Below are 26,164 nucleotides of genomic sequence, written 5' to 3' on the forward strand. Positions count from 1 at the left end.
CAAGGTATGGACTTCCACCACCTGGAATATTGGCAACAAAGGGCACAGGCCCTGAAGATTGAGAACCGGTTGTTTATCAATGGTCGCTACCTCCCGGTGGCCGAAGGAAAAACTTTTAGCGTACAGGATCCTGCCGGGGTTCGTGAACTGGTGCAGATGGCTCGTGGCAGCGACATCGATATCGATTTGGCCGTCAAGGCAGCTCGCGAGGTGTTTGAACGCGGCGACTGGTCACAGGCCTCCCCCGCCAAACGCAAGGCGACGCTGTTCAAACTCGCCAACCTGATGGAAGAGCACAGCGAGCAGTTAGCGCTGTTGGAAACGCTGGATACCGGCAAGCCCATCCGCCACAGCCTGCGCGATGATATTCCAGGGGCGATCCGCTGTATCCGCTGGTACGCCGAAGCTATCGACAAGGTGTATGGCGAAATTGCCCCAACCGGCCATGATGCGCTCGCTTTGATCCAGCGGGAACCGATTGGCGTGGTGGGTGCCATTGTGCCGTGGAACTTTCCGCTGCTGTTAGCCTGCTGGAAGTTAGGCCCGGCGCTGGCAGCCGGTAATAGCGTGGTGCTGAAACCTTCGGAAAAATCACCGCTCACAGCGGTTTATCTTGGCGCTTTGGCGCAGCAGGCAGGGTTGCCAGATGGCGTACTGAACATTATTCCTGGTTTCGGCCACGACGCGGGTAAGGCGTTGGCACTGCATACCGACGTTGATGCCCTCGCCTTTACCGGCTCGACCCAGGTAGCCAAGCAGTTGATGAAGTACGCTGGTGAATCCAACATGAAACGCGTGTGGCTGGAGGCTGGTGGCAAGAGCGCCAACATTATCTTCGCCGACTGCCCAGACCTGGATAAGGCGGCGCAGAGTGCGGCGGCAGGCATCTTCTATAACCAGGGCCAGGTGTGCATTGCCGGTACGCGCCTGCTGGTAGAGGAAGGTATTCAGCAGGCCTTTTTACAGGCATTGCATCAACACGCGGCGGCCTTCGCACCGGGCAACCCGCTCGATCCGCAAACGCTTATGGGCACGCTGATCGACCAACAACACTGTGAAAAAGTCACCAGCTATATTGAGCAGGGCTTGAGCCAGGGAGCCTCGCTGTTCCTTGATGGGCGAGCTCATCCGCAAGGCGATCATCACGGCTATCTCGGCCCCACCATTCTTACTCAGGTAGATAATGCGATGAACGTCGCGCGGGACGAGATTTTTGGCCCGGTATTGGCCGTCACGACCTTCAACGGTGAACAACAGGCGCTAGCATTGGCGAACGACAGCGAGTACGGGTTGGGCGCGGCCGTCTGGACCCGCGATCTGTCACGGGCACACCGTATGGCTCGTCAATTGAAAGCGGGCACCGTGTTCGTCAACAACTACAACGACGGCGATATGACCGTGCCATTCGGCGGCTATAAGCAAAGCGGCAACGGCCGTGATAAATCGCTGCATGCGCTGGATAAATTTACCGAACTGAAAACCACCTGGATTTCTCTGGAATAAGGATTTGATGATGACTGAACACGTAAAAAGCTACTATGCGGCAACGGCCAATAACCATCAGCCTTATCCGCAGTTGAATGAATCGATCGACTGTGACGTCTGTATCGTGGGGGGCGGTTACACCGGCCTGTCATCGGCGCTGTTTCTGGTTGAAGCCGGTTATAACGTGGTGGTGCTAGAGTCTGCCCGCATCGGCTTTGGTGCCAGCGGCCGCAACGGTGGCCAACTGGTCAACTCCTACAGTCGCGACATCGACGTAATCGAAAGCCGTTACGGTGCAGAAAGTGCCAAGCTGCTTGGTAGCATGATGTTTGAAGGCGCAGAGATTATCCGCAGCCGTATCAAACGCTATGCCATTGACTGTGACTATCGCCCCGGCGGGATCTTCGCCGCGCTCAACAATAAGCAGTATCACGCGCTGATCGAACAAAAGCAGCACTGGGAGCGTTACGGCAATACGCAACTTGAACTGCTGGATGCCGACCGTATCCGCCAGGAGGTCAGCAGCGATCGCTATGTTGGCGCGTTACTCGATCACAGCGGCGGCCATATTCACCCGCTCAACCTGGCTTTGGGCGAGGCCGAAGCCATTCGCCTGCAAGGGGGGCGGATCTTCGAACAGTCTGCTGTCACCAATATCCGCCACGGGGAGCCAGCGTTGGTCAGTACCGCTAATGGTCAGGTCACCGCTCGCTACGTGATCGTGGCTGGGAATGCTTACCTGGGCGATAAACTGGAGCCAAGGCTGGCCAAACGCAGTATGCCGTGCGGGACTCAAGTGGTCACCACCGAGCCATTATCTCCAGAAGTGGCCGCCTCGCTGATCCCACAAAACTACTGCGTGGAAGATTGTAATTACCTGCTGGATTATTACCGTTTAACCGGCGATAACCGGCTGTTGTACGGCGGTGGAGTGGTCTATGGTGCCCGCGATCCGGATGATATCGATAACCTGATCCGCCCCAAGCTGCTGAAAACCTTCCCACAGCTGAAAGGTGTACGCATTGATTACCGTTGGACCGGGAATTTCTTGCTGACGCTGTCGCGTATGCCGCAGTTTGGCCGGCTGGAAAACAATGTCTACTACATGCAAGGCTACAGCGGACACGGCGTGACCTGCACCCATCTGGCAGGCAAGTTGATAGCAGAGTTGATGCGTGGCGATGCGGAGCGCTTTGACGCATTTGCCAAACTGCCACACCTGCCGTTCTTTGGCGGCCGTAACCTGCAAATTCCCTTCACCGCCATCGGCGCTGCCTACTACACTCTGAGAGATCGAATTGGGGTTTAAATTAGCGCTGTCTTAACGCAGATTTGCAGCTTAAATTGATACATTTTTCTAACTAGACCGATTCTTGCCGGTCGGACTAGTTAGTACTGTTTATTTAGCAAAAATATCAGTAAGTTAGCTTTCTTAATTTTTATTAAATACTGTTTAATATTTTACAGACCATTTACTTAACATTAATAACTGCCGTAGTTAATTAGGGCGGATTTTAAACTGTATTTTCCTGTTTTTACTGTATTTTATACCATTCAGTTATTGCTCAGATGCCAATAAAATAATATTATAAGACTTAAGATTAACGTTATTTAAGTTAATCAAACTGTCTGACATGGAGCGAACCAGCATGACTAAATCCCAATATCTCATCGAAGGAGATGTCCTTTTCTGCCCCAATAGCGTCGGTTTTTATCATCAGGAACTTCAGGAAGAAATCGTCACCATTTCCTCTTCTGCAGCTCGACTTTTCTCCTTTCTGATAAAAAATAAAGGAGAAATTGTTGAGAGAGAAGTACTTCTGCAAAGGGTGTGGGATGATTACGGTCTACAGGCCAGCAATAACAATCTCAATCAATGCCTGAGCACGCTACGGCGGATAATCAAGAATATGGGCATTGATAAAAACATCATAGAAACCATACCAAAAGTAGGGTTAAGAATAGCCAATGATGTGGCTATTGAAGAGATCTCAATTAATCAGTGTAAACCTGAATCACCCTGTAAAAGTAAAAAGAATTCTCTTAACAAGGTTAAAATTACCTACGTTTTAATTGCGTTAGTGATTATATTGGCCGTGACTACCGCGGTGCACATATTTCACATCTATCAGCACTACTACCAATCAGATGTGAACTATACCGCAATGATGAGGAACACGGTGGTCTGCGGGGTAACTACGGATCCGTCAAGAGGTAATATGCCTAAGTTTTCCTCTTTTGTTAACACAGGCAGTCACCTATTAAAAAGAGAGCTTATCAGCTCTCTGAAACTGTAGACATTCTCGCCAAGTAGGGGCGCTGCATGTGCGCCCGCTGATATCTCTAGCTCACATCGCTACGCCGATAAAGCGCAACACCTACGGCCAGTACGCCAAGCATGCCGGCACAGCTACGGTTTACCCAACGCATCACGTTCGCCGAGAACTTACGCATCGCATGGCGGCCGCCGTAGGCATAGACCGTCATCATCACGCAGTCGATCATTGCGCTGACCAGTGCCAGGATCAGGTATTGCATGGCAATCGGTTTTTCTGGCTGAATAAACTGCGGTAGAAAGGCCGAGAAAAACAGCAAACCCTTAGGATTGGACAAACCGACCATCAGGGCACGCAGGAATGCCGTTTTCCCGGTCGCAGCGGCGGCGCTAGCGCTTACTGCCAAAGCCTTTACCGGCGCCCGCCAAAGCACCCAGGCAAGGTAGACCAGATATAACGCACCACCCCACTTCACCACGGCAAACAGCTGCTCAGAAGCTTGCAACAGCGCCCCTAGTCCGCAACCGACGGCGCCGATGAGCAACAAATCGGCCAATACCGCCCCCAGGAAACCGTAACTGGCAATACGCATACCGTGGATTGCACCATTGTTTAACGCCAATAGCATGGAAGGGCCTGGCGTCACCATCACCGCACTGACGGCAATCACGTAAAGCAAAAGCGTAGTTAACTCCATCAACAACTCCGAATAAATGTAAAACTCTCTGCGCCGCTGCATCTCAATACGACAACATCGTTATGGGTGGGGAATATAGGGGATCTGCACGATGTGATTCAAGTCACATTCTGTTTGGAACGGAGTGATGGAACAAGAAATCATCCCCCAAGCCATCAATTCAACAAAAAACAACCACCATGCTGACTTATTGCTCACAAACAGCGAACAAATTCACACGGCGTATGAATAAATATAAATACATACAAATTAGTTAACTATAATGTTGCAATAATGCAGCAATTTATTGATGAACTCTCGTTTCAAAAAACATATAGTAATAGCAGATTAGTCATCAACGATTTCCCTGGTGTTGTTGTGTTTGCCCCTCAATCTTTTGTGGGGCTTTTTTCTTCCCCTCGCCCTTCCGTCACGGGTTCCCCCCTTTTTAGCGCACGACCCTACTTCCCAACGAATGGTTTACCAATCTATGTGGAGCTATCAGCGGGCGATAAGGGTACACTGAACTCCTCCTACCTCTTACCCGGTGAAAAAGATGTCTTTCTTTGATGCCTTTAAGCTATTCGGTGATGCCCCTGTTGATGTCACCTGCCCTGAATGTGCAAAAAGTTCGCCGCAAAATCGCAGCAAGGTGAAAAAAAACGTCACGCTGATCTGCCCCCACTGTGGGCATTACTTTCGTAAACGCGAAGATTGAGAGCGCCTGGCTGGCTGATAGCGTTGCGAAAAAACCGCTATCAATAGGACTCAATAGCGGCAAAGACCACACAGCACTTCGGAACATTATTGGAATGGATATGGCAAACATGGTCATTATACCCATGATAAATGAGTGGGTAATGCCAGGTGCCTTCATTTAGGAATTTACCCCGAACTTTTATCCTGGCCTACCCCGTAGCTATCTACACTCAGACCCTGAAGCTCAAATTGGTTTGAACGTAAGAACTGTTTTCTTGAATTGCTGGTACGTTTCGTCGTCATACGGCGCTGGGATATCGGCATTTTTGATGGCTTTTATCGCAGCTTCACACAGCGGGGGATAGCCGTTGCCCTGCAGATCATATACCAGCCCGTCTTTAGACATCTTGATACTTACATCACAGGTTTTACCGCGATAGTCATCCTCGATAAAAAACTTCCATTGAATGGCTGCCTGAACCTCACGCACATATCTGGTCGGTTTATCAACCAACGGTGCCACTTCCTTTGGCCTTAGCTCAATGGGTTTGGTGCTGGTACTTTTGTGGGGGCTACAGGCCGAGGCAAACAACAGGCTGAGTAGACAAACAGAGGCAAGTTTTTTCATGTCTAAATTCCTTTTTAGTGTTTGCATTGAATGTAACAGAAGAAGCCCTCGCGTTAACATTCAAGGTTGATTTTTGGACTGCCTGTACGGCAGTGAACGACTTTTGCAAACGCCCGAACCAGCTCGGGGTTTTTTGGACTGCCTGTACGGCAGTGAACTGTTACATGCCAACAGTAACTAACTGTTAATAAAATAGAATCCCGTCCCCCACCCCAAAAAAACCTTTACTAAACATCACTGATCCTAACCTTTTAAATCAATAGGTTAGAATCAGCCATTAAATTAGGGTTAAAACCACGGGATGGTTGCCGTTGCGCTTAAACCATAAGCACTAAATACCCCCTCTGTTGCGTTATCGCAAATCTTGCCCTGTTCGATAAACAACAAAAAGGTCTGCTCGCTGGATAGACTTTTTAAACGGATAAATGGCAACGCTGAGCGTTCCTCAACGGAGTCAGGAATACGCAGTCGCGCCTCTTCTTCAGTTACCCATCCCTTGCGAACAGAACGGCGGCGTAATCTCTCAGCGCTGCTTTTGATCTGCACGCGTCGCACTGTACGGTATTTTACATTGGCGGGTACTGGCAGAATTTCGCCACATTCCGTGTAATCCCGTAACCCTTTACGCCAAGGTAAAGTCTCAAAGGCCGTGAGCACCGCTAGAGGGCCATGTAGCCGTAATCGATCGCCCAGTGTTTTACCGGCAGAGGGAAAACTGACGCCTATTTTTCCCTGCCCTTCGTTGCCCAATGCCCTATGCAGCTTGGCAAAGAGTGCTTCCAGTAATACCGTCGTCGTGAACTCTGGATCCGGCAGCACGCGAATCTCGAGGTAATGATCCATACGTCGCCCCTTTATTCGCCTTTCTCGCCAAATACGCCGCCACGGATCAGAATGGCCATGACATAGTGCTGTTGATCCACTTCTGGCACTTTCCCTTTAGTCACCCAGTTATCCAGCAGCGTATAAAAATCCATTTTTTGTTTCGGCTGGCGATAGGCTTGTCCCCGGCTGGTTACTGAGCCATAGGGTTCCACCGCAATTGGCCCTAACGCCAACTCACTCGCGTCAGGGTACCAACTATCGACGGTACGCAACGCATTGCCGATTTTCTGCGAGTGCATGGCGGCAATATCACCCACCTGGTACAACACCTTACTTTTCTTACTGTTGCTATCCAACACCAGTTCCTGCGATGGGAAAATCTCTTGTCCTTTGCCCAATCGCACACAGGCTTCCACGCTAAAGAAAGCAAAGCCATCCCCTGCCAGGCCTTGCTCAATTTCCTTGGCCAACTCAGCTAAATCACCTTTCGGTTGGCTAAACGTACGCAGGCTGTAATCACTGGCGTTAAATTGCCAGGTTTTCTCTTTCCCCTTTACAGTAATAGCAATCTCATCGGCACCGACGCGGTTGCGCCATAGGAAGCGACCATTTGCCAGGTTCTCAGCATAACGTCCGGCCAGTTCTTTGAACCCATGCTCTTTGATATAACCTTGGATCACCTTCGCCAATTCGGCTTGGTAATCCTGATCGTTACATACCGAAGGCTGCGACAGATTACCCAACACACGCAGGGTAAAGCTGACTTTTAAGGTATCAGTGTCGAACGGCAATGCTGCAACATCCACACGCTGCAAGTTGGGTTTTTGGATCTCGGCATCCAGTTTTGCCGGATCGCTGGCAATCGCATTTTTCAAACGATTGGAAATCGTGCCACGCACCGCTTTCTCTTGGATTGCAATCGGCGTCCATTCCGGTTGTTGCCAGTTACCGGCAAACATAATGGCATCGGAGTTTGCCAATTTACGCTCGAAAGCCAGGACAGATGCAGTCTTTACAGTAGCCATATGAATAATCCTTTAAGTTAATCTTCTTCGTTAAATTGATAGTCTTCCGTGATGACCGGCACCGCACTGCGGCAGAGGTAGTCATCGCCTTGATGATGGTATTGCCATAACAACTGATTCAGATCGGTAATGCGGTGCAGGCTGCGCCACTCGCCAATGCCATAGACAGGTTCGGCAAAACGAAAAGGCGTTGTTGGATCACGCGATTTCTCGACTTCACCCGGTGCATAGAGTTGAGAAATCGCACGATATCCAGTCTGAAGCGGCACCAGATAACCAGCAGCAGGTTTTGGTTGATAACACCATTGAGGATTTTGTTCGTCCTGCGCCTGATATTTCAGCGCCGCAAAGTCTAGCCATGCGTCAATTAGCTCCGCCTGTGGGTTACTCTCACGCAGCGTTTGATAATGACTGGTCAGTAATTCGGAACGATCGAGCAAGGCAAACCCAGGTAACAAACGGCGCATCAGCTTACGTAGATCCTCTGGTTTTTCAGGAGTTCCCATCACCTTAATCGCGCCAATGTCGGTGATCACACCACCGGCCAAGCGCTGGGTTGGGCACAGTTCGACAAGGTGCGCTTCTAACGCTTTAGCGCCTTGATCGCCGTTAACGATGGTGCCGTGGCACTCTATCAATAACGAAACCGTGATATGCATCCGCCCTTCTTCGTTGAACGCTGCCGTTTTCGCCTCTTTCGTCAAGGGGTTGCGCGTCAAGGCAAAGGCATAATCACGCCCGGAGGAATACGCATGGAGCTGTTGCTGATGGCAAACCACACCGCAGTTTGCCAAGGTTAAACCGTGGCTCTGCTGCAATTTGCGGGATAATGCATGGCTATAGCCGAGAAAATGAGTGATGGCAGGAAAACCATAGGTCAGCCCGGCAATGGCATTGGCGTTCTCCACCCGAACATGACGTAATACGATCAAAGTGCTCATGCGAAGCCCTCCTTAAACTCTTGCTCAAACTCACGCAGGCGACGTTTAAACAAAGACGTGGTTGACCATTCACGGCGTTCAACCTCGCTAAACTTCATCTCTTCGGTTTTTAACTGGTGATTGAGCCAGACGCCGAAGTCGATAGCGATTTCCTTTTTCCAATCCCCACCTTCACGCTCAAACTGGAAATCTTTATCCTGTTTCATCCGCCATGGGTCGAGCCACAACTGCTGTGCACGCGACAGCTGGCAATCTTCTTCCATGCTCCAACGTTGCCAATCTTCCCTGTTTTGAATGCCGGCTACGTAGCTGAACAAAGTATCGATAATCTCATCAACGTAAGCAGCGCGCTGCTGGCGGATCTCCGCATTGCGAGCCTGTGGGTCAAGGCTGCGCAGGTACTGCTTCAACTGCCACACAGCGTCTCTCGCCATAGCCGAAAAGGCTTTACGCTCTTGGAAAATAGAGTTCTGGTTCAACGGTGGCTTATTTTGGCTTTGCCATACCGGTGCAGCGCAAGGGAGTAACCAAACTCGGCCACCACGTACGCTGTTAAGATAGGAAATATTTTGCGGCTTGGTCCCCCCCATATTTACCACGGCCGTTTTGGGGTAAATCACACGGGGTTCAGGGTGCCAATCACCCGTTTTGAAGGCTTGGTAGATCTCTTTGGAGGCATCGCTAAAACGCGCTTCGCTGATTCGGCTGTGCATTGCATGAGCCAGCGATGAAGAGAACAATGGGCTTAACAGGTGATATTCATCATCACCCACGGGGAAATAAAGTTGCTTGGCCAGTTTATGTGAACTGGGTCGCATCTGTATGACACTGGTAAATTTACTGGCCCAATCGTTGATAATATTTAAATCATCAGAAAATGGCATCAAAGGGGAATTATCGCCGTAAACCAAGCAGTTAATTAATGATTCCCCATCCACTTCCTGTTGTAATAACTTAGCAACATCAAATATCGCCGCATTGCCAATGACGTCTATTGCTGGGCTAGCCAAGCTTGAACTCGATAAGTAAGTTGAGTTCTCAGATGGCGGCGTAACATACAAAACACCACTACTTTTCGAATCTCCATGGGTATATTTAGGTGCGTGAGTTGCAAGTTTTATCTGCCATACGCGATTAGCAGCATCACTCAGCCAATCACGTACTTCATATCGTTTTTCTAGCTCCCGCCGTTGCTCTGTGAAAGTCTGCCGATTAACGGCGATCTCATCAGCATCAGTTAACGCCGACAGTTTCTTTTCTGCTACTTTATCGAAGGCTTCAAGCTTGGGCTGCTTGCGGCCTTCGATATAGTTGACGATAAACCGGCTCAGTTTATTTTCGTCCATACGCCTCCTTACCTCAATGTTATTAGATTATTTATTCGAGTGCGCCAAACACCCCTAACAACGGGTGGAAATGCCATTGATCTGCCTTGTTTTTTCGTAGGTTGATCTCACCGAACTTCTGACTTATCTCTGATAATTCCATGCCCAGCTTATCGGCCAGACCTTGGTAAATGGTGGGGTAATCCTCCGTGATCCAGGCACCAACTCCCTCGGCGAAAGCCACTTCAATTTCGCGGAAGTTATCACTAGGCTTCCACTGGCCAGGGACAATATCTGGGAATTTAAAGCGCGGCCTATCCATTTCATCTTCCATCCACAGATAATGCGGTTCTTCCTCAGTAGATTGCCGAAATGGACTCAATCGTTGCTGTTCGGCGCACCAGGTGGCCTGCTTGCGCCACCAAATAGCGGCGTAGTATTTATCCTCAAGATCCTGTCGCCCCTGCAACACGCTGCGTAAACAGACATGTTCCAGATCGACCAAATTGTCGTGAGCTTTCAGTTTCAAAGATTCCTGTACTCGGGGAATTGCACTGATCGTTTCATATTGCTCTGGTTGCAAAATCTCCACCAGATCGTGACTGTTAAGCTGAAGTTGGTATCTATCAGACTCAAACCCTGGTCGATAATAAGCCGGTTTATTACCCTGCAACGCTCTCACGTTTTTTTGCAGAATATGCAGATTTGGTGACGTACAAGGCTTCTGCCGGTGGCGCTGAATACGCCCAGCCAATTGGATCAACGAACGCATTGAACTCGGTTCGGCAATCGCCCAATCGTAATCATGATCTCTCCCCACCTCGGCAACGGATGTCGCCAGCACCACAAACAGGTGATGCTGTTCAGGATAATTCGCCAATGCATGTTTGATTTCTGTGATTTGCCACAGTGCCGTTTCACAATAGCGCGTCAGGGTTTCGTCTAACCGCCGCTCGATATGCGAACGCATCGCCAATGGATGTTGGCTGTGATAAACACAATAATGGATTCGAGCATTCTCTGGCGCTGGCATGCGTAATAACCGCTGAGCTACCGCCACCAAAGGATTAATATTTGCCATGCGGATCACCCCCAGAGACACGGTTTTACCCTCTGGATTTTCTTGATGATGAAGCGTATGCAACTGCCGCATGGCAACCGATAGTGTTTCCGCCACGCTATCCAGTACCGTACTTTTCCGTTGGTTTGCCGGTTGCACCGTAATCAACTGTGCACGGCGCAATACCGCGACGTTTTGCAGTTTTGCCACCCGCTGGGCGACAAACGCCTCATGCGCAGCTTTAAAATCTTTCGCACCTTGTATATCGTGCGGTACGGCATCGTTCTCATCAAACCAGGCACAACAGATATTTAATGGCGTATCTGGCTGGCCGCACACTTGCTGATAATCCGCCCGGCCCGCTTTATAGGCATTAAACAACGCCTGAACCAGCGCAGGTGGTAAAGTGGCGGAAGAGAGCAGCACGCGGGAACCTAACATTCCAGCCCAGTTGACCAGGCGGCATAACGCGGGCAGATCGGCAATATCAAAATCGTCCGGTTCATCCAACACCAGATCGGCAGTCAGAAGGCGCAACATCGGTGCAATTTGCTTGCCACCGCGCACACCCTCGGTCGCACCAATCAAATGGTCGATGGTGGTCACTAATACTGGCGCACTCAACAGCTTGTGCAAGTTGCCACTACCTTGCAGCCAACGGCTTAAGCGCCCATCGTCCAGACTGCCACCATAGCTGACATAGTGATGTTCGGCGAACAGCTCCTCTGCCGAGGCACTGCCTGTACCACGCGGCTCAGCTTTATCATTATTGAGTTGATGCAGCTCCCGCACCGCAGCGGAACCCACCAATACGGCCAGATCGTCATCATCCAACATTAATCTGGCTTTAAGCGCATCGCCGGTTTGCAAGGTTAAAGTACGAAGCCCCAAAGCAACGGAAAAGCGGCAGCCTGATTTTTCATCGGCCAAGCCATACATAATTCGCGCATTAGCAAACGTTTTGCCACAGCCCGTAGAAGCCATATTTACGCCAAAGAAACCTTGCTTGACCGAGCGTTCACGCGCGGCACACGCAAGATCATAAGCTTTATCCTGCCAACGGAATTGCTCTGTCTTACTGCGCTGTTTGAAACCTTTATGACGTGTGATTGCCGGTAGTGTAGTTCGGATATGCGGCAAGCTACGCCCTAACAACAACGCGTTCTGCCCCACACCGATATTGTGCTCATCCAGTTGTTGCTTCAACCCACCGGTTTGGCGATCGATATTGGCATACGCTTGATAATCGGCATCTTGCCAACCTTCGGTCGGCGCTAAGGATGAATAATGATGATCTGCCAACATCAGCACTAAACGCGCCATATGGCTGGTGAAACGTTGACCCAATACGCCAAATTGCATCAATGAGGGGAATTGCAACGCACGTTGGGCAAATTTTCGCGCTTTTTCCCGCCAGATAGCACTGCGCATTGGTGTGCCATGCGGGAACCCCCATACCGCACGATGTTCTTCGGCTGTCCAACCTTCAATTAGGCTATTTGTGGAGTTCCACTCTGCAACCAATTGTGTTGTTAACCAGCCGTCCATATCCTTTAACGCTGGCGGGTTCCCACTTTCCTGCACCCTTTGAGGGTAAGCAGGCAAACGGTGATGAGAGACAATCAACCAGGCAATGGTTGTTGCCAGCGGAGGCAAAGAAAGAAATGGATTAGTAAAAACGTCAACGGAGTCCTTTACCAGAGCAGTTATCATCCGGCTTTCATCGCTCTCGTCGATCGCCGCCAGCGCCGTTAGCCATTGTTTATCGCTACGTTCCCCTACCCAGGCACAAAACAACCTCAATGAAACCCATTCATGCCGATAGGGTTGGAAATGTTTCCCTTTGCCGCGTAATCCATTCTGGAATAAAAGATTGGCCTTGCCAAAATCATGAAAAAGCCCGGCGATCCCCACCATCAACGCAATCGCTTCTACGCTATGCCAGCTATTTTCATCCTGGCTGCGGAGCACATCGCGTTCGGTAGTATTGGTCGGTACAGACCCCTCCGAGTTAAAACGCCGTAGATTGCCCACGATCCATAGCAGTTCGGTCTGATTACCGCCTTTTATCCAGTGACAAGCCACCGCAGTATTGCGCCTCGCGGTTTTACGCAGCAGTTTTCTCAGCGTATTCAGCCCTTCCAGGGTTATCGCCGTCTGCCAAGTTCTATCACCTTTACGTTCGGCGAACTGATCCAAGATGCGGCGCGTTTCTACCAATGCCTTTTTATTACACTGGGCAATCAGCAAAATATTCATTTACCCACCTGTGATAGGCTTTCTGCCGTTGCCTTTACCGTATCGATCATTACATCCAGCGCATCCGCTTGCTGAAATCCACGCAGGCAGCGCTGGCGAAATTCCTGCTCGTCTTCCCCGGCCATGGCGGCAATAAAGGCCTGCGGCAGAATCAAAGCGTCCTTAATCAGATCAGCGATATCAAATACCAGGCCACCGCGTCGGGTTTTGCCATGCAGTATCGACAATCCATGTGGTAAACCAATGACCCAAGCCGCTGTGGCACCAAGGCCATAGGCCAGGTAGTTACCGTGATCCAAAAATCGGTTAGCGATATCTATCCCGCCACCACGCTTGGCTCTGCTGAATTCGCCGTATTTCACACCATTTGCCGCCAGTTTATAGAGTGCCTTAGTCATAACAGCCTCTTGTGCCAGAACGTCGTTACTATTCTGACAAGTGGCTAAACGCTGCATAAAACTGTCCAAAACCGGATTAAGCCGTGCCGCATCGATATCGAATCCTTGCTCGCGCTGCATGCGTGCAGAAAGCCAATGAGTACGAATTTGAACGATACGCTGTTGCTGAAAAGCAATCGCAGCCGCCAGACGCTTATCATCATCAAACCAGAAGCTGACCCAGTGCTGTAAATATTCGGTAGGCCGGTATTCGCTTTGCGAGGTTAGCCAAGAGACATCCACCTCAACTTCATTGGCAGAAAACAAAGGGGTGCCACCGCCACCACAGAACCCAACTAAAACCCCCGCTTTTGCAAACTCACGCATTGCCGCCTGAGTAACGGAAGTTCCCGTCCCCAGCATCACCGCGGTGGTATTGGCGATCGGAATGTTCCAGTATAAAGATTGCTTACCTTCATCCGTGACGTACTCCACCCTGCCACCATTGACCAGGATCCGGCAATGCTGCAGGTAGTAGAGATTCGCACGTTTGGAATGCAGAATGGTTTTTAGATCTGATGGCGAAAATTGATTTTGCACGAAATGAAAACTTCCCTGTTTTTATGCCATAGACCACCCAGCTCGTGACTATCTATGACAGAATGCCAACGCGATATTGTTGTTTTAGCATAATTTATCCATTAGATGGAGTGATTGGTGTTGGATTTTTATTTAATTTTTATCGATTATGAATCATAAGGATAGATACAGGGCGTGAATGATTTACATAAACTATTTTTATCTTTACAGACTGTCTGTACGGCAGTGAACCCTCACAGGGTGGTCGAGCCTATGCCGGTTATTTTCTAAGCTGCCTGTACGGCAGTGAACGTGCAACCTGAGCGCGGAAATATTTTATATAATTTCTAAGCTGCCTGTACGGCAGTGAACATCAACAAACAGCTGGCGGCTGTGATTTTTGATTTCTAAGCTGCCTGTACGGCAGTGAACATCTGCAACGTGCATGGCAATGCGTGATACATTTTCTAAGCTGCCTGTACGGCAGTGAACCTCCAGGCATAAAAAAGCCCCGCATTTAGCGATTTCTAAGCTGCCTGTACGGCAGTGAACATCTTCGACTTTCATCAAACCACGCTGGATACTTTCTAAGCTGCCTGTACGGCAGTGAACACAATTATCGAATCCGAATGGGCTGACGAACTTTTCTAAGCTGCCTGTACGGCAGTGAACCGAACTGCATGATTCACCAGGCCCGCGAGTATTTTCTAAGCTGCCTGTACGGCAGTGAACAACAAGCCAAAGCTGGCCGCCCTTAATCTTCTTTTCTAAGCTGCCTGTACGGCAGTGAACCGGTAGTTACTTGGTAGACGTTCGCCCCCAGGTTTCTAAGCTGCCTGTACGGCAGTGAACCACCTTCAGCACCGGCCATGGGTACCGGCAGCTTTCTAAGCTGCCTGTACGGCAGTGAACATTCCCCGGTAACAGGATGTGACAGACTTCCATTTCTAAGCTGCCTGTACGGCAGTGAACCAGCAAGTAAATTACGGCCAGTCTGGGTTACATTTCTAAGCTGCCTGTACGGCAGTGAACTACCAAGGTGTTTGGCCCGCATGGCATTAACTTTTCTAAGCTGCCTGTACGGCAGTGAACCTCGGTATCGCCCTTTGCCTCAAACGCTTTGCTTTCTAAGCTGCCTGTACGGCAGTGAACTGTTATATCTTATCGCTAATAGTCTGTTAATTAAACAATAACCTTTAGAATTGCCATAAAACCCTTTTTTAGCGCCCTCAATAACTCATCTATAAAATCAATAAGTTATAAATAGCTCAAAAATTAGGGTCTGGCAGAACGCTATCGATACTTGAAGCAGATCAGATTAATGACAAAGTGGCAATGTTACTGAGTTTGTAGAAATAGAACTGCCGCCTCCTTGCTAACCTATTGATTATTTAGACGTGCAGTATCGACATTGTTAGCCCTTGAGGGATTGTCAGCAGATACAGCTTATCGTAATGATGGCGGGTCAACTAAGAATGAGGGCGGATCATTCTACGTACAGTTTTGCAGGAGCGTTCTTGGGAGGAAGAAAAACAAACGGGAACCATCAGGCTCCCGTTATCATCCAACGCTAAATCACACTTACATGTGTTTAACGATAGCGTCGCCAAACTCTGAACATTTCAACAAGTTAGCGCCTTCCATCAGGCGTTCGAAGTCGTAAGTCACGGTTTTGGCAGCGATAGCGCCTTCCATGCCCTTAACGATCAGGTCAGCAGCTTCGAACCAACCCATGTGACGCAGCATCATCTCAGCGGACAGGATGATGGAGCCTGGGTTCACTTTGTCCTGGCCAGCATACTTAGGTGCCGTGCCGTGGGTGGCTTCAAACAGCGCACAGTCGGAACCGATGTTGGCACCTGGGGCGATACCGATACCACCAACCTGGGCAGCCAGGGCGTCGGAGATGTAGTCACCGTTCAGGTTCATACAGGCGATCACGTCATATTCAGCCGGGCGCAGCAGGATTTGCTGCAGGAAGGCATCGGCGATCACGTCTTTAACCACGATCTCTTTGCCAGTGTTCGGGTTCTTGATTTTCAGCCATGGGCCACCGTCGATCAGTTCACCACCGAACTCTTCACGTGCCAACTCGTAGCCCCAATCCTTGAAGGCACCTTCGGTGAACTTCATGATGTTGCCTTTGTGAACCAGCGTCACTGAATCACGATCGTTAGCGATCGCATATTCGATAGCCGCACGAACCAGGCGCTTGGTGCCTTCTTCGGAACAAGGTTTAACGCCAATACCGCACTGCTCTGGGAAACGGATCTTCTTCACGCCCATTTCGTCACGCAGGAATTTGATCACTTTATCAGCTTCTGCAGAACCCGCTTTCCATTCAATACCGGCGTAGATGTCTTCGGCGTTTTCACGGAAGATCACCATATCGGTCAGTTCTGGCTGCTTAACCGGGCTTGGTGTGCCCTGGTAATAACGCACCGGGCGCAGGCACACGTACAGATCGAGCTGTTGGCGCAGAGCCACGTTCAGAGAACGAATACCGCCACCCACTGGCGTAGTCAGCGGGCCTTTGATCGCTACGCGGTAATCGCGAATAAGTTCCAGTGTTTCTTCCGGCAGCCACACGTCTTTCCCGTAAACGTGGGTGGATTTTTCACCGGTATAGATTTCCATCCAGGAGATTTTACGTTCGCCGTGGTAGGCCTTTTTAACCGCTGCATCTACCACGTGGATCATGGCAGGAGTAACGTCAACGCCAATACCGTCACCTTCGATGAACGGGATGATAGGGTTATGCGGAACAACCAGTTTACCCTGGGCATCAACCGTAATCTTTTTACCTTCTGCCGGAACAACTACTTTGCTTTCCATCAACCTCTCCTTTCTGTCTTCAAGCGCAATTTTGTTAATGCTTTGTAAGATGCGTGTCAATACTACTTGAATATTCAGCTCGCGCCAATCCGAAACGGATTAGGCTATAATGCGCTTATCATTCGAAATCTAAAAGACCATGACTAAATTCTCTGTTAAAAATCACAAAGTTAAACGATTCAGCCGCAGTAAACCCGCAGCACGCCCGAAATCCCAGGCGCCACGGCGAGTGGTTATATTCAACAAACCCTTTGATGTGCTACCGCAGTTTACCGACGAAGCCGGCCGCGCCACCCTGAAAAAATTCATCCCTTTCAGCGATGTCTATGCCGCCGGGCGGCTCGATCGTGACAGCGAAGGCTTACTGGTGCTAACCAACGACGGCAAGCTACAGGCGCAGCTAACTCAGCCCGGCAAACGCACCGGTAAGGTTTATTATGTGCAGGTGGAAGGCGAACCACTGGAAAGCGATCTGGCCGCTCTGCGCCTTGGCGTCACGCTGACCGACGGACCAACCCTGCCCGCCGGAGCGGAACGGGTTGAAGAACCAGAATGGCTATGGCCACGCAATCCACCGATCCGGGAACGCAAGACCATCCCTACCAGTTGGCTGAAAATCACGCTCTACGAGGGCCGAAACCGCCAGGTACGTCGCATGACGGCACATATCGGCTTCCCTACCCTGCGCCTGATTCGTTACAGTATGGGCAACCTTTCCCTGGGGAGCTTGCAACCTGGTGAATGGCAGAACATCGATTCACTATAAGGAGCCACCATGTTTAAGCCGCACGTCACTGTCGCCTGCGTGGTTCATGCCGCCGGTAAATTTTTGGTGGTTGAAGAAACCATCAACGGTAAAACCCTGTGGAATCAACCGGCTGGCCATCTTGAGGCGGATGAAACGCTGGTCCAGGCCGCCGAACGCGAGCTGTGGGAAGAAACCGGCATCCGCGCCACGCCGCAGTCTTTTCTGCGGATGCATCAGTGGATTGCGCCAGACCGCACGCCGTTTCTGCGCTTCAGCTTTGTGATTGAGCTGGAACAGCCGCTACCCACCGAGCCGCAAGACGATGATATCGATCGCTGCCTGTGGCTGACCGCCGAGCAGATCCTGGAAGCTGAAAACCTGCGTTCACCGCTGGTGGCCGAGACTATCCGTTGTTATCAGCAGCAGGAACGCTACCCGTTGTCGCTGGTTGCCAGCTTTAATTGGCCGCTTTGAGCGGCAAATAAGGGCCGTGCGCGCAGGCGGCCAACGTGGTAAAATCCTGCGCTTGTTTTTTATCGCACAGTACGTGTTCAAGTTCGTGAGATCCCCATGTCAGACAACAGCCAGAAAAAAGTGATCGTCGGAATGTCCGGCGGCGTCGACTCTTCCGTTACTGCCTATCTGTTACAACAACAGGGCTATCAGGTCGCTGGGTTGTTCATGAAGAACTGGGAAGAAGACGACGACGAAGAATACTGCTCGGCCGCCACCGATTTGGCCGATGCGCAAGCCGTTTGCGACAAGCTGGGCATCGAACTGCATACGGTGAACTTCGCGGCAGAATACTGGGACAACGTGTTCGAGCTGTTCCTTGAAGAGTACAAGGCGGGCCGCACCCCTAACCCGGATATCCTGTGCAATAAAGAGATCAAATTCAAAGCGTTCCTGGAATTTGCGGCTGAAGATCTGGGGGCGGATTTTATCGCTACCGGTCACTATGTCCGCCGCCAGGACGTGGACGGCAAAAGCCGCCTGCTGCGCGGCGTCGACGGTAACAAAGACCAGAGCTATTTCCTGTATACCCTGAGCCACGAGCAGGTCGCGCAAAGCCTGTTCCCGGTCGGTGAACTGGAAAAGCCAGAGGTGCGCCGCATTGCGGAGCAACTGGAACTGGTTACCGCCAAGAAAAAAGACTCTACCGGCATCTGCTTTATCGGCGAACGTAAATTCCGCGACTTCCTGGGCCGCTATCTGCCAGCACAGCCAGGCCCAATAGTTAGCGTCGACGGCCAAACCATCGGCGAGCACCAGGGCTTGATGTACCACACCCTCGGCCAACGCAAAGGCTTGGGCATCGGCGGTATGAAAGACAGCAGCGAAGATCCGTGGTACGTGGTGGATAAAGACGTCGCCAACAATATTCTGGTGGTCGCCCAAGGCCACGAACATCCGCGCCTGATGTCTATCGGCCTGATCGCCCAGCAGTTACATTGGGTGGATCGCCTGCCGTTGACACAACCTCTGCGCTGTACGGTTAAAACCCGTTATCGCCAGCAGGATATTCCCTGCACCGTGACACCGCTAGACGCCGAACGCATCGAAGTTCGCTTCGACGAACCGGTCGCAGCCGTCACCCCAGGCCAGTCCGCCGTGTTTTATCAGGGCGATATCTGCCTGGGCGGCGGCATTATTGAACAGCGTATACAGGAGTAATCGTGGCGAAGAATTATTACGACATCACGCTGGCCATGGCCGGGATTAGCCAAGCGGCCCGTCTGGTACAGCAGCTGGCGCACGAAGGGCAAATGGATGGCGAAGCCTTCCATACCTCTCTCAACAGCCTGTTGCAGATGGATCCGCCTTCTACCCTGGCGGTGTTCGGCGGTGAAGAGCGTAACCTGAAGATGGGCCTGGAAACCTTGATTGGCGTACTCAACGCCAATAACAAAGGCCCAGCCGCCGAGCTGACCCGCTATACCATCAGCCTGATGGTGCTGGAGCGCAAGCTGAACGCCAACAAAACGGCGATGAATACGCTAGGCGAGCGGTTGAGTCAGTTGGAACGTCAGTTGGCGCATTACGAGCTGGGCTCAGATACCATCATCAGCGCCCTGGCCGGTATTTATGTCGATGTTGTGGCGCCACTGGGGCCGCGTATCCAGGTAACAGGTTCGCCCGCCATCCTGCAAAATCCGCAGGTGCAGGCCAAAGTTCGTGCCACCCTACTCGCCGGTATCCGTGCCGCCGTGCTGTGGCAGCAGGTTGGCGGTAGCCGCCTGCAGTTAATGTTTTCCCGTAATCGTCTGCTCAAGCAGGCGCAAAATATCGTTGCTCATTGTTAAACTTCCCAGGAGTTGCTACCGATGGAATTATCCTCACTGACCGCCGTTTCCCCCATTGATGGACGCTACGGTGATAAAGTCAGCGCACTGCGCACCATTTTCAGCGAGTATGGCTTGCTGAAATTCCGCGTGCAGGTTGAAGTACGTTGGCTGCAAAAACTGGCCGCTTGCGCAGAGATCAAAGAAGTTCCCGCTTTTGACGCCGACGCAAACGCTTACCTTGATAAGATCGTTGCAGAATTCAGTGAAGAAGACGCCCAGCGCATCAAGACCATCGAGCGCACCACCAATCACGACGTGAAAGCGGTGGAATACTTCCTGAAAGAGAAAGTGGCAGCAGTACCCGCTCTGCACGCCGTGTCCGAGTTTATCCACTTCGCCTGTACCTCTGAAGACATCAACAACCTGTCTCACGCGCTGATGTTGCACACCGCGCGCCAGGATGTGGTGTTGCCACACTGGCGCAAGATTATCGAATCCATCAAAGGGCTGGCGCTGGAATATCGCGATATCCCGCTGCTGTCCCGTACCCATGGCCAACCTGCTACCCCGTCCACCGTGGGTAAAGAGTTTGCTAATGTGGCCTATCGGATGGAGCGTCAATATCGCCAGTTAGAGCGCGTTGAGATCCTCGGCAAAATCAACGGCGCGGTGGGTAACTACAATGCCCACATCGTGGCCTATCCGGAAGTGGACTGGCACCGTTTCAGCGAAGAGTTTGTCACCTCGCTGGGAGTGACCTGGAACCCGTACACCACCCAGATCGAGCCGCATGACTATATCGCCGAACTGTTCGACTGCGTGGCGCGTTTCAATACTATCCTGATCGACTTCGACCGTGATATCTGGGGTTACATTGCCCTGAACCACTTCAAGCAAAAAACCATTGCCGGTGAGATCGGTTCTTCCACCATGCCGCACAAGGTTAACCCAATCGACTTCGAGAACTCCGAAGGCAACCTGGGCCTGGCTAACGCGGTGCTGGGCCATCTGGCGAGCAAACTGCCGGTTTCCCGCTGGCAGCGTGACCTCACGGACTCCACGGTGCTGCGTAACCTGGGCGTAGGCCTGGGCTATGCGCTGATTGCCTATCAGTCCACCATGAAAGGCATCAGCAAGCTGGAAGTGAACCGTGCGCACCTGCTGGACGAGCTGGATCACAACTGGGAAGTGCTGGCCGAGCCGATCCAGACCGTGATGCGCCGCTACGGCATCGAAAAGCCGTATGAGAAGCTGAAAGAGCTGACCCGTGGCAAACGCGTGGATGCCGCCGGTATGCAAACCTTTATCGATAGCCTGGAACTGCCGGAAGACGAGAAAACCCGCCTGAAAGCCATGACACCAGCTAACTATATTGGCCGTGCAACCACCATGGTTGATGAGCTGAAGTAAACAAAGCAGAGTGCCCCCTCTCCGATCTCAGCTTTATATCAGCAGCTTCGATCGATGTGCCTGTCATGCCGACAGATAACCCAACCGGCGCTGACCGAGCAGTAAGTTCCCACCATGGCAGAGAGCAAAGTCTCTCTGCCATCTTTTTTAATCCCACGATTACGGCATAAACACCTGCAAACGCTTTATCTGTTGGCCATCGGTGCCAAAGTTCTCGTCAGCTAACCAACCTTCGAACGCACTACGCATTGGTGGCCAGTTTTGGTCGGTCATGGCGAACCAGTCGGTATCCCGGTTGCGGCCCTTGGTGACCAACGCCTGCAAAAAACGCCCTTCGTATTGGAAACCAAAGCGTTGAGCCGCTTGCCTGGAGGGCGCATTCAGGCTATCGCATTTCCATTCACAGCGGCGGTAGCCCAACTCGTCAAAGGTGTGGCGCAGCATCAGGTAAATCGCCTCAGTGGCGCAGGTGCGCTGCTTCATCAGCGGTGACCAGCAGACGTGGCCAATTTCCAACACGCCGCTGGCCTCTTCAATGCGCATAAAGGACACCGTGCCGACGGGCAGATCGGTGGCTAAATCAAACACCACCAGATTCACCAGCGCCGGGTTGGCCTGTAGTTTCTCCAGATGCGCACGCATCTCCTGCGGGCTATCCGGTCGCTCCCCCATCAGGTAAGTCCAATCGCGTCCATCTGGCGCTAGCTGGTAAGCCGCAAACAGCGCGGCACAGTCCCGCTCGGCGTCCAACATCGTGAGGCGGCAGAATTTGCCCGTCAGCATCACTTCCTGCGGCCGTGGCAAGGCATGCCATTGCGCCATGGGTTCACCCACCAGCTGACCATATTGATTTATCGCCATAAAAATTTTCCATCTGGTTGCTGCAAAAGTAGGTTCTCTCAGCAGCATATATCGATAACAGATCGCATCATACAGACCAATTAACCACACACAGCCACCAGACCAATCAGCAGCCGCTCGTTAGGCGCAATAATCAAGGATAGCAATGGCCACGGCGGCCTGTGGTATATACACCCGCCGTTTGTCCCTTCGGCCCCCGAGCTGGGTTATCAGTCCAAACTGACGCCGCGTGATACCTTTGATGGTTTGCAGCGACCCCGCTCACACTTCATTCAGTCAGGCTTTGTTTAAGTTTTGTTTACCTTTGACCCTGCGCTGTTTATCCTGCGTTTATCAGTCATTATCGATAATCAATCAATGACATAATGAAACGTTCAGGGAATGGTCAGCTAGCGTGCGTTTCCACAACGTGGGCAACTGCGTGTAACCTTTCAGTGTGGGTGCCTGGTGTTTCACCCGCCTAACCACAGGAGTCTGTGCCATGCGAGTACTGGTTGTTGAAGACAATGGCCTATTGCGCCACCATCTTAGTGTGCAAATGCGTGAAATGGGGCATCAGGTCGATGCCGCAGAAGATGCCAAAGAGGCCGACTATTTTCTGCAGGAACATGCGCCTGATATCGCTATTGTCGACCTCGGGTTGCCGGGTGAAGATGGGCTGAGCCTGATCCGCCGTTGGCGTGCCAACCAGATGAAGTTGCCGATCCTGGTGCTGACCGCTCGTGAAAGCTGGCAGGATAAGGTAGCGGTGCTGGAAGCCGGTGCCGATGATTACGTCACCAAACCCTTCCACCTGGAAGAAGTGATTGCCCGCATGCAAGCTCTGATGCGTCGCAATAGCGGCTTGGCCTCGCAGGTGATAGTGCTGCCGCCATTCCAGATCGACCTCTCACGCCGTGAGCTGAGCGTCAACGAACAGCAAATCAAACTGACGGCATTTGAGTACACCATTATCGAAACGCTGATCCGTAACGCAGGTAAAGTGGTCAGCAAAGATTCGTTGATGTTGCAACTCTACCCGGATGCCGAGCTACGCGAAAGCCACACCATCGACGTATTAATGGGCCGCCTGCGTAAAAAGTTGCAGGCCGAATACACACAGGAAGTGATCACCACCGTGCGTGGTCAGGGTTATCGTTTCGATGCCAAGTGAGCATGATGTTCAACAAAGATAAAAAGCCCTTCTCGCTGCGCGCCCGCTTTCTGATGGCCACCGCCGGGGTGATCCTGGCGCTGTCGCTGTCCTATGGGCTGGTTGCAGTCGTTGGCTATATCGTAAGCTTTGATAAAACCGCTTTCCGTCTGCTGCGCGGTGAGAGCAATCTGTTTTTCAGCCTGGCACAGTGGAAAGACCAGAAGCTGACCATTGCTATCCCGCCCGATCTCGATCTCAACTCCCCAACGCTGGTGTTTATCTACGACGATAAAGGCAACCTGCTGTGGAGCCAGCGCTCGGTGCCGGAGCTGGAAAAACTGATCCAGAAAGAGTGGCTGCAAGAGCCCGGTTTCTATGAGATCGACACCGACACCCGCGTCAGTAGCGAAGTCCTCGGCGATAATCCCAAAGCCCAGGATCAGTTGAAAGACTATGACGATACCGACCATAACGCGTTGACCCACTCGGTGGCCGTCAATACCTATGCCGCCACCCCGCGCCTGCCCGCCTTGAGCATTGTGGTGGTCGACAGCATTCCGCAGGAGCTGCAACGCTCAGACGTGGTGTGGGAATGGTTCAGCTATGTGCTGCTGGCCAACCTGCTGTTGGTGGTACCTCTGCTGTGGCTGGCCGCCTATTGGAGTTTACGGCCGATCAAGGCGCTGATAGCCCAGGTCGGTGAATTGGAAAACGGCGAGCGGGAGCAACTGGATGAAAATCCCCCCAGTGAACTGCGCGGCTTGGTACGAAACTTGAATATCCTGGTGCGTAACGAACGCCAGCGCTATACCAAATACCGCACTACGCTGTCCGATCTCACCCACAGCCTGAAAACTCCGCTAGCGGTATTGCAGACCACCCTGCGCTCGCTGCGTTCCAGCAAGCAGACCACCATCGAAGAGGTTGAGCCGATCATGCTCGAGCAGATTGGCCGTATCTCGCAGCAGATTGGTTATTACCTGCACCGGGCCAGCATCAACTCTGGTCAAACCGTGCTGACCCGCGAGATCCATTCGGTTTCTGCCCTGCTCGATGGCCTGAGCGTGGCGTTGAACAAGGTCTATCAGCGCAAAGGGGTGGTGATCACCCTTGATATCTCACCAGAAGTCACCTTTATGGGCGAGAAAAATGACTTTATGGAAGTGATGGGCAACGTGCTGGAGAACGCCTGTAAATATTGCCTGGAGTTTGTGGAGATTTCCTCGCTGCACTCGGACAAATACCTGACGATCGTGATTGATGACGACGGCCCCGGCATCCCGGAAAGCAAACGTGAGTTGATCTTCCAGCGCGGCCAACGCGTCGATACTCTGCGCCCCGGCCAGGGGATTGGCCTGTCGGTCGCTGCCGAGATCATCGAGCAATATGACGGGAAAATTACCATCAGTGACAGTCCGCTTGGCGGTGCACGGATGGAGGTCACCTTCTCTCGCCAGCACGACTCCCACCATCACGATTAAATTCTATCGCTCAGGCCCCGATCCACGGGGCCTAACTTCCGTTATAATCCCTGCAGGCTCACTCTATCCTGGAATAGAACATGGATTACCAATTAGATCTCGACTGGAACGACTTTTTGCAACGTTATTGGCAAAAGCGCCCGGTGATTATCAAGCGCGGTTTTAACAATTTTATCGATCCGATTTCCCCGGATGAGCTGGCCGGATTGGCCATGGAAAACGAGGTGGACAGCCGCCTGGTGAGCCATCAGGAAGGCCACTGGCAGGTTGGCCACGGCCCGTTCGAAAGTTTCGACCATCTGGGCGAGAACAACTGGTCATTGCTGGTACAGGCCGTTGATCACTGGCATCAGCCTTCAGGTGCCTTGATGCAACCGTTCCGTAAGCTGCCGGACTGGCGCATGGACGACCTGATGATTTCATTCTCGGTGCCAGGCGGCGGCGTAGGCCCACATCTCGATCAATACGACGTGTTCATCATCCAGGGCACTGGCCGCCGCCGTTGGCGCGTGGGTGAAAAAGTGCCGATGAAGCAGCACTGCCCGCACCCTGACCTGCTACAAGTAGAGCCGTTTGACGCCATCATCGACGAAGAGATGGAGCCTGGCGATATTTTATATATCCCACCAGGATTCCCGCATGAAGGCTACTCGCTGGAAAATTCGCTTAACTACTCCGTCGGTTTCCGCGCACCGAATGGCCGTGAGATGGTGAGCGGCTATGCTGACTATGTGCTGGCCCGCGAGTTGGGCGGCAAACGTTACACCGACCCGGATATCGCGCTGCGCGACCACCCGGCGATGATTCTCCCACATGAGATCGATGCGCTACGTGGGATGATCCTGGATCTGGTGCAACAGCCGGAGCACTTCCAGAACTGGTTTGGCGAGTTTATTTCACAGTCGCGCCACGAGCTGGACATCGCGCCACCAGAGCCGCCTTATCAGGCCGGTGAAATCTATGAGCTGCTACAACAAGGTGAGCCATTACAGCGTTTGGGTGGGTTACGCGTGCTACGCGTTGGCGATCAATGCTTTGTCAACGGTGAGCTAATCGACACCGAGCATCTGCAAGCCGCCGATGCGCTGTGCCAACACGCCAGCGTTGATGCTGCCTTGCTGGGGGACGCTGTGGACGATCCGTCCTTCCTTGCCCTGCTGACAACATTGATCAACAGCGGTTACTGGTATTTTAACGACTAATCATATTGAGTGGGGGGCAAACTAGCCCCTCACTCAATCAATTAAAGCAAAA

The 26,164-nt window shown here is 51.8% G+C and carries 23 protein-coding genes and 1 CRISPR repeat array; of the genes, 13 read left to right on the plus strand and 10 right to left on the minus strand.

The features are described 5' to 3' along the window. Positions 1-6: 6 nt before the first annotated feature. From puuC to KAJ71_RS10780, 3 genes are all read left to right on the plus strand, one after another. On the plus strand, positions 7-1,503 hold the full coding sequence (gene puuC, locus KAJ71_RS10770) for an aldehyde dehydrogenase PuuC (protein ID WP_248945709.1): 1,497 nt from the start codon (positions 7-9) through the stop codon (positions 1,501-1,503). A gap of 10 nt (positions 1,504-1,513) precedes the next feature. Next, on the plus strand, positions 1,514-2,794 hold the full coding sequence (locus tag KAJ71_RS10775) for an NAD(P)/FAD-dependent oxidoreductase (RefSeq protein WP_248945856.1): 1,281 nt from the start codon (positions 1,514-1,516) through the stop codon (positions 2,792-2,794). Between the two features lie 340 nt (positions 2,795-3,134). Continuing rightward, entirely contained in the window at positions 3,135-3,782 is a 648-nt protein-coding gene (locus KAJ71_RS10780; RefSeq protein ID WP_248945710.1) for a winged helix-turn-helix domain-containing protein, read from the plus strand. A gap of 46 nt (positions 3,783-3,828) precedes the next feature. Here KAJ71_RS10780 and KAJ71_RS10785 read toward each other — a convergent pair whose 3' ends face one another. Continuing rightward, the gene (locus KAJ71_RS10785) at positions 3,829-4,458 is read right to left on the minus strand and encodes a LysE family translocator (protein WP_248945711.1); all 630 of its coding nucleotides are present in this window, start codon (positions 4,456-4,458) and stop codon (positions 3,829-3,831) included. Between the two features lie 273 nt (positions 4,459-4,731). Between KAJ71_RS10785 and KAJ71_RS10790 the strand changes: the two genes are divergently transcribed. Both KAJ71_RS10790 and KAJ71_RS10795 read left to right on the plus strand, forming a co-directional pair. Then, complete coding sequence (locus KAJ71_RS10790) at positions 4,732-5,007, plus strand: hypothetical protein (RefSeq protein WP_248945712.1); 276 nt, start codon at positions 4,732-4,734, stop codon at positions 5,005-5,007. After that, positions 4,994-5,155, plus strand: coding sequence for a YnfU family zinc-binding protein (locus tag KAJ71_RS10795; RefSeq protein ID WP_021178250.1), 162 nt, complete (start codon positions 4,994-4,996; stop codon positions 5,153-5,155). Before KAJ71_RS10790 ends, KAJ71_RS10795 begins: the two co-directional genes overlap by 14 nt. A 225-nt stretch (positions 5,156-5,380) precedes the next feature. Here KAJ71_RS10795 and tolA read toward each other — a convergent pair whose 3' ends face one another. The 8 genes from tolA to icd form a co-directional block, all read right to left on the minus strand. Further along, the gene (gene tolA / locus KAJ71_RS10800; protein ID WP_248945713.1) at positions 5,381-5,764 is read right to left on the minus strand and encodes a cell envelope integrity protein TolA; all 384 of its coding nucleotides are present in this window, start codon (positions 5,762-5,764) and stop codon (positions 5,381-5,383) included. Positions 5,765-6,052: 288 nt separating this feature from the next. After that, on the minus strand, positions 6,053-6,607 hold the full coding sequence (gene cas6f / locus KAJ71_RS10805; RefSeq protein ID WP_248945714.1) for a type I-F CRISPR-associated endoribonuclease Cas6/Csy4: 555 nt from the start codon (positions 6,605-6,607) through the stop codon (positions 6,053-6,055). A gap of 11 nt (positions 6,608-6,618) precedes the next feature. After that, on the minus strand, positions 6,619-7,620 hold the full coding sequence (csy3, locus tag KAJ71_RS10810; RefSeq protein ID WP_248945857.1) for a type I-F CRISPR-associated protein Csy3: 1,002 nt from the start codon (positions 7,618-7,620) through the stop codon (positions 6,619-6,621). Between the two features lie 11 nt (positions 7,621-7,631). Further along, entirely contained in the window at positions 7,632-8,555 is a 924-nt protein-coding gene (csy2, locus tag KAJ71_RS10815) for a type I-F CRISPR-associated protein Csy2 (RefSeq protein WP_248945715.1), read from the minus strand. Continuing rightward, a complete protein-coding gene (gene csy1 / locus KAJ71_RS10820) occupies positions 8,552-9,901 on the minus strand; it encodes a type I-F CRISPR-associated protein Csy1 (protein WP_248945716.1) in 1,350 nt (449 codons plus the stop codon). Before csy1 ends, csy2 begins: the two co-directional genes overlap by 4 nt. A gap of 31 nt (positions 9,902-9,932) precedes the next feature. Continuing rightward, a complete protein-coding gene (cas3f, locus tag KAJ71_RS10825; RefSeq protein WP_248945717.1) occupies positions 9,933-13,199 on the minus strand; it encodes a type I-F CRISPR-associated helicase Cas3f in 3,267 nt (1,088 codons plus the stop codon). After that, positions 13,196-14,176 (minus strand): type I-F CRISPR-associated endonuclease Cas1f, encoded by a 981-nt coding sequence (gene cas1f / locus KAJ71_RS10830; RefSeq protein ID WP_248945718.1) that lies wholly within the window; start codon positions 14,174-14,176, stop codon positions 13,196-13,198. Before cas1f ends, cas3f begins: the two co-directional genes overlap by 4 nt. 203 nt (positions 14,177-14,379) lie before the next feature. Next, a CRISPR array of direct repeats spans positions 14,380-15,307; the repeat unit is 28 nt; unit sequence TTTCTAAGCTGCCTGTACGGCAGTGAAC. Between the two features lie 429 nt (positions 15,308-15,736). Beyond that, on the minus strand, positions 15,737-16,990 hold the full coding sequence (icd, locus tag KAJ71_RS10835) for an NADP-dependent isocitrate dehydrogenase (protein ID WP_248945719.1): 1,254 nt from the start codon (positions 16,988-16,990) through the stop codon (positions 15,737-15,739). A 139-nt stretch (positions 16,991-17,129) separates the two neighbouring features. On the opposite strand from icd, the gene rluE reads away from it, so the two are divergent. The 5 genes from rluE to purB all read left to right on the plus strand — a co-directional run bounded on the left by rluE (position 17,130) and on the right by purB (position 21,433). Further along, on the plus strand, positions 17,130-17,756 hold the full coding sequence (gene rluE, locus KAJ71_RS10840) for a 23S rRNA pseudouridine(2457) synthase RluE (protein ID WP_248945720.1): 627 nt from the start codon (positions 17,130-17,132) through the stop codon (positions 17,754-17,756). 9 nt (positions 17,757-17,765) lie between these two features. Beyond that, complete coding sequence (locus KAJ71_RS10845) at positions 17,766-18,212, plus strand: NUDIX hydrolase (protein ID WP_248945721.1); 447 nt, start codon at positions 17,766-17,768, stop codon at positions 18,210-18,212. A 96-nt stretch (positions 18,213-18,308) separates the two neighbouring features. Next, positions 18,309-19,412: a tRNA 2-thiouridine(34) synthase MnmA gene (gene mnmA, locus KAJ71_RS10850; RefSeq protein ID WP_021178255.1), complete on the plus strand. Its 1,104-nt coding sequence runs from the start codon at positions 18,309-18,311 to the stop codon at positions 19,410-19,412. A 2-nt stretch (positions 19,413-19,414) separates the two neighbouring features. After that, positions 19,415-20,041 carry a high frequency lysogenization protein HflD gene (hflD, locus tag KAJ71_RS10855; RefSeq protein WP_021804670.1) on the plus strand — a complete coding sequence of 209 codons (627 nt, stop codon included), beginning with the start codon at positions 19,415-19,417 and terminating at the stop codon, positions 20,039-20,041. A 21-nt stretch (positions 20,042-20,062) separates the two neighbouring features. Continuing rightward, positions 20,063-21,433: an adenylosuccinate lyase gene (purB, locus tag KAJ71_RS10860; protein WP_248945722.1), complete on the plus strand. Its 1,371-nt coding sequence runs from the start codon at positions 20,063-20,065 to the stop codon at positions 21,431-21,433. 159 nt (positions 21,434-21,592) lie between these two features. Here purB and KAJ71_RS10865 read toward each other — a convergent pair whose 3' ends face one another. Continuing rightward, on the minus strand, positions 21,593-22,294 hold the full coding sequence (locus KAJ71_RS10865; RefSeq protein WP_248945724.1) for a GNAT family N-acetyltransferase: 702 nt from the start codon (positions 22,292-22,294) through the stop codon (positions 21,593-21,595). 481 nt (positions 22,295-22,775) lie between these two features. Between KAJ71_RS10865 and phoP the strand changes: the two genes are divergently transcribed. From phoP to KAJ71_RS10880, 3 genes are all read left to right on the plus strand, one after another. Continuing rightward, a complete protein-coding gene (gene phoP, locus KAJ71_RS10870; protein WP_248945725.1) occupies positions 22,776-23,447 on the plus strand; it encodes a two-component system response regulator PhoP in 672 nt (223 codons plus the stop codon). A 5-nt stretch (positions 23,448-23,452) separates the two neighbouring features. Next, positions 23,453-24,910 carry a two-component system sensor histidine kinase PhoQ gene (phoQ, locus tag KAJ71_RS10875; RefSeq protein WP_248945858.1) on the plus strand — a complete coding sequence of 486 codons (1,458 nt, stop codon included), beginning with the start codon at positions 23,453-23,455 and terminating at the stop codon, positions 24,908-24,910. Between the two features lie 80 nt (positions 24,911-24,990). Continuing rightward, a complete protein-coding gene (locus KAJ71_RS10880; protein ID WP_248945726.1) occupies positions 24,991-26,112 on the plus strand; it encodes a ribosomal protein uL16 3-hydroxylase in 1,122 nt (373 codons plus the stop codon). The last annotated feature ends 52 nt before the right edge of the window (positions 26,113-26,164 follow it).

The organism is Serratia silvae (assembly GCF_023282985.1).
Taxonomy (GTDB): domain Bacteria; phylum Pseudomonadota; class Gammaproteobacteria; order Enterobacterales; family Enterobacteriaceae; genus Chania; species Chania silvae.

Coding starts and splice junctions, on each gene's coding strand:
- puuC (WP_248945709.1), top strand. CDS start 7: ATGGACTTCCACCACCTGGAATATTGGCAACAAAGGGCACAGGCCCTG.
- KAJ71_RS10775 (WP_248945856.1), top strand. CDS start 1,514: ATGACTGAACACGTAAAAAGCTACTATGCGGCAACGGCCAATAACCAT.
- KAJ71_RS10780 (WP_248945710.1), top strand. CDS start 3,135: ATGACTAAATCCCAATATCTCATCGAAGGAGATGTCCTTTTCTGCCCC.
- KAJ71_RS10785 (WP_248945711.1), bottom strand. CDS start 4,458: ATGGAGTTAACTACGCTTTTGCTTTACGTGATTGCCGTCAGTGCGGTG.
- KAJ71_RS10790 (WP_248945712.1), top strand. CDS start 4,732: ATGCAGCAATTTATTGATGAACTCTCGTTTCAAAAAACATATAGTAAT.
- KAJ71_RS10795 (WP_021178250.1), top strand. CDS start 4,994: ATGTCTTTCTTTGATGCCTTTAAGCTATTCGGTGATGCCCCTGTTGAT.
- tolA (WP_248945713.1), bottom strand. CDS start 5,764: ATGAAAAAACTTGCCTCTGTTTGTCTACTCAGCCTGTTGTTTGCCTCG.
- cas6f (WP_248945714.1), bottom strand. CDS start 6,607: ATGGATCATTACCTCGAGATTCGCGTGCTGCCGGATCCAGAGTTCACG.
- csy2 (WP_248945715.1), bottom strand. CDS start 8,555: ATGAGCACTTTGATCGTATTACGTCATGTTCGGGTGGAGAACGCCAAT.
- csy1 (WP_248945716.1), bottom strand. CDS start 9,901: ATGGACGAAAATAAACTGAGCCGGTTTATCGTCAACTATATCGAAGGC.
- cas3f (WP_248945717.1), bottom strand. CDS start 13,199: ATGAATATTTTGCTGATTGCCCAGTGTAATAAAAAGGCATTGGTAGAA.
- icd (WP_248945719.1), bottom strand. CDS start 16,990: ATGGAAAGCAAAGTAGTTGTTCCGGCAGAAGGTAAAAAGATTACGGTT.
- rluE (WP_248945720.1), top strand. CDS start 17,130: ATGACTAAATTCTCTGTTAAAAATCACAAAGTTAAACGATTCAGCCGC.
- KAJ71_RS10845 (WP_248945721.1), top strand. CDS start 17,766: ATGTTTAAGCCGCACGTCACTGTCGCCTGCGTGGTTCATGCCGCCGGT.
- mnmA (WP_021178255.1), top strand. CDS start 18,309: ATGTCAGACAACAGCCAGAAAAAAGTGATCGTCGGAATGTCCGGCGGC.
- purB (WP_248945722.1), top strand. CDS start 20,063: ATGGAATTATCCTCACTGACCGCCGTTTCCCCCATTGATGGACGCTAC.
- KAJ71_RS10865 (WP_248945724.1), bottom strand. CDS start 22,294: ATGGCGATAAATCAATATGGTCAGCTGGTGGGTGAACCCATGGCGCAA.
- phoP (WP_248945725.1), top strand. CDS start 22,776: ATGCGAGTACTGGTTGTTGAAGACAATGGCCTATTGCGCCACCATCTT.
- phoQ (WP_248945858.1), top strand. CDS start 23,453: ATGTTCAACAAAGATAAAAAGCCCTTCTCGCTGCGCGCCCGCTTTCTG.
- KAJ71_RS10880 (WP_248945726.1), top strand. CDS start 24,991: ATGGATTACCAATTAGATCTCGACTGGAACGACTTTTTGCAACGTTAT.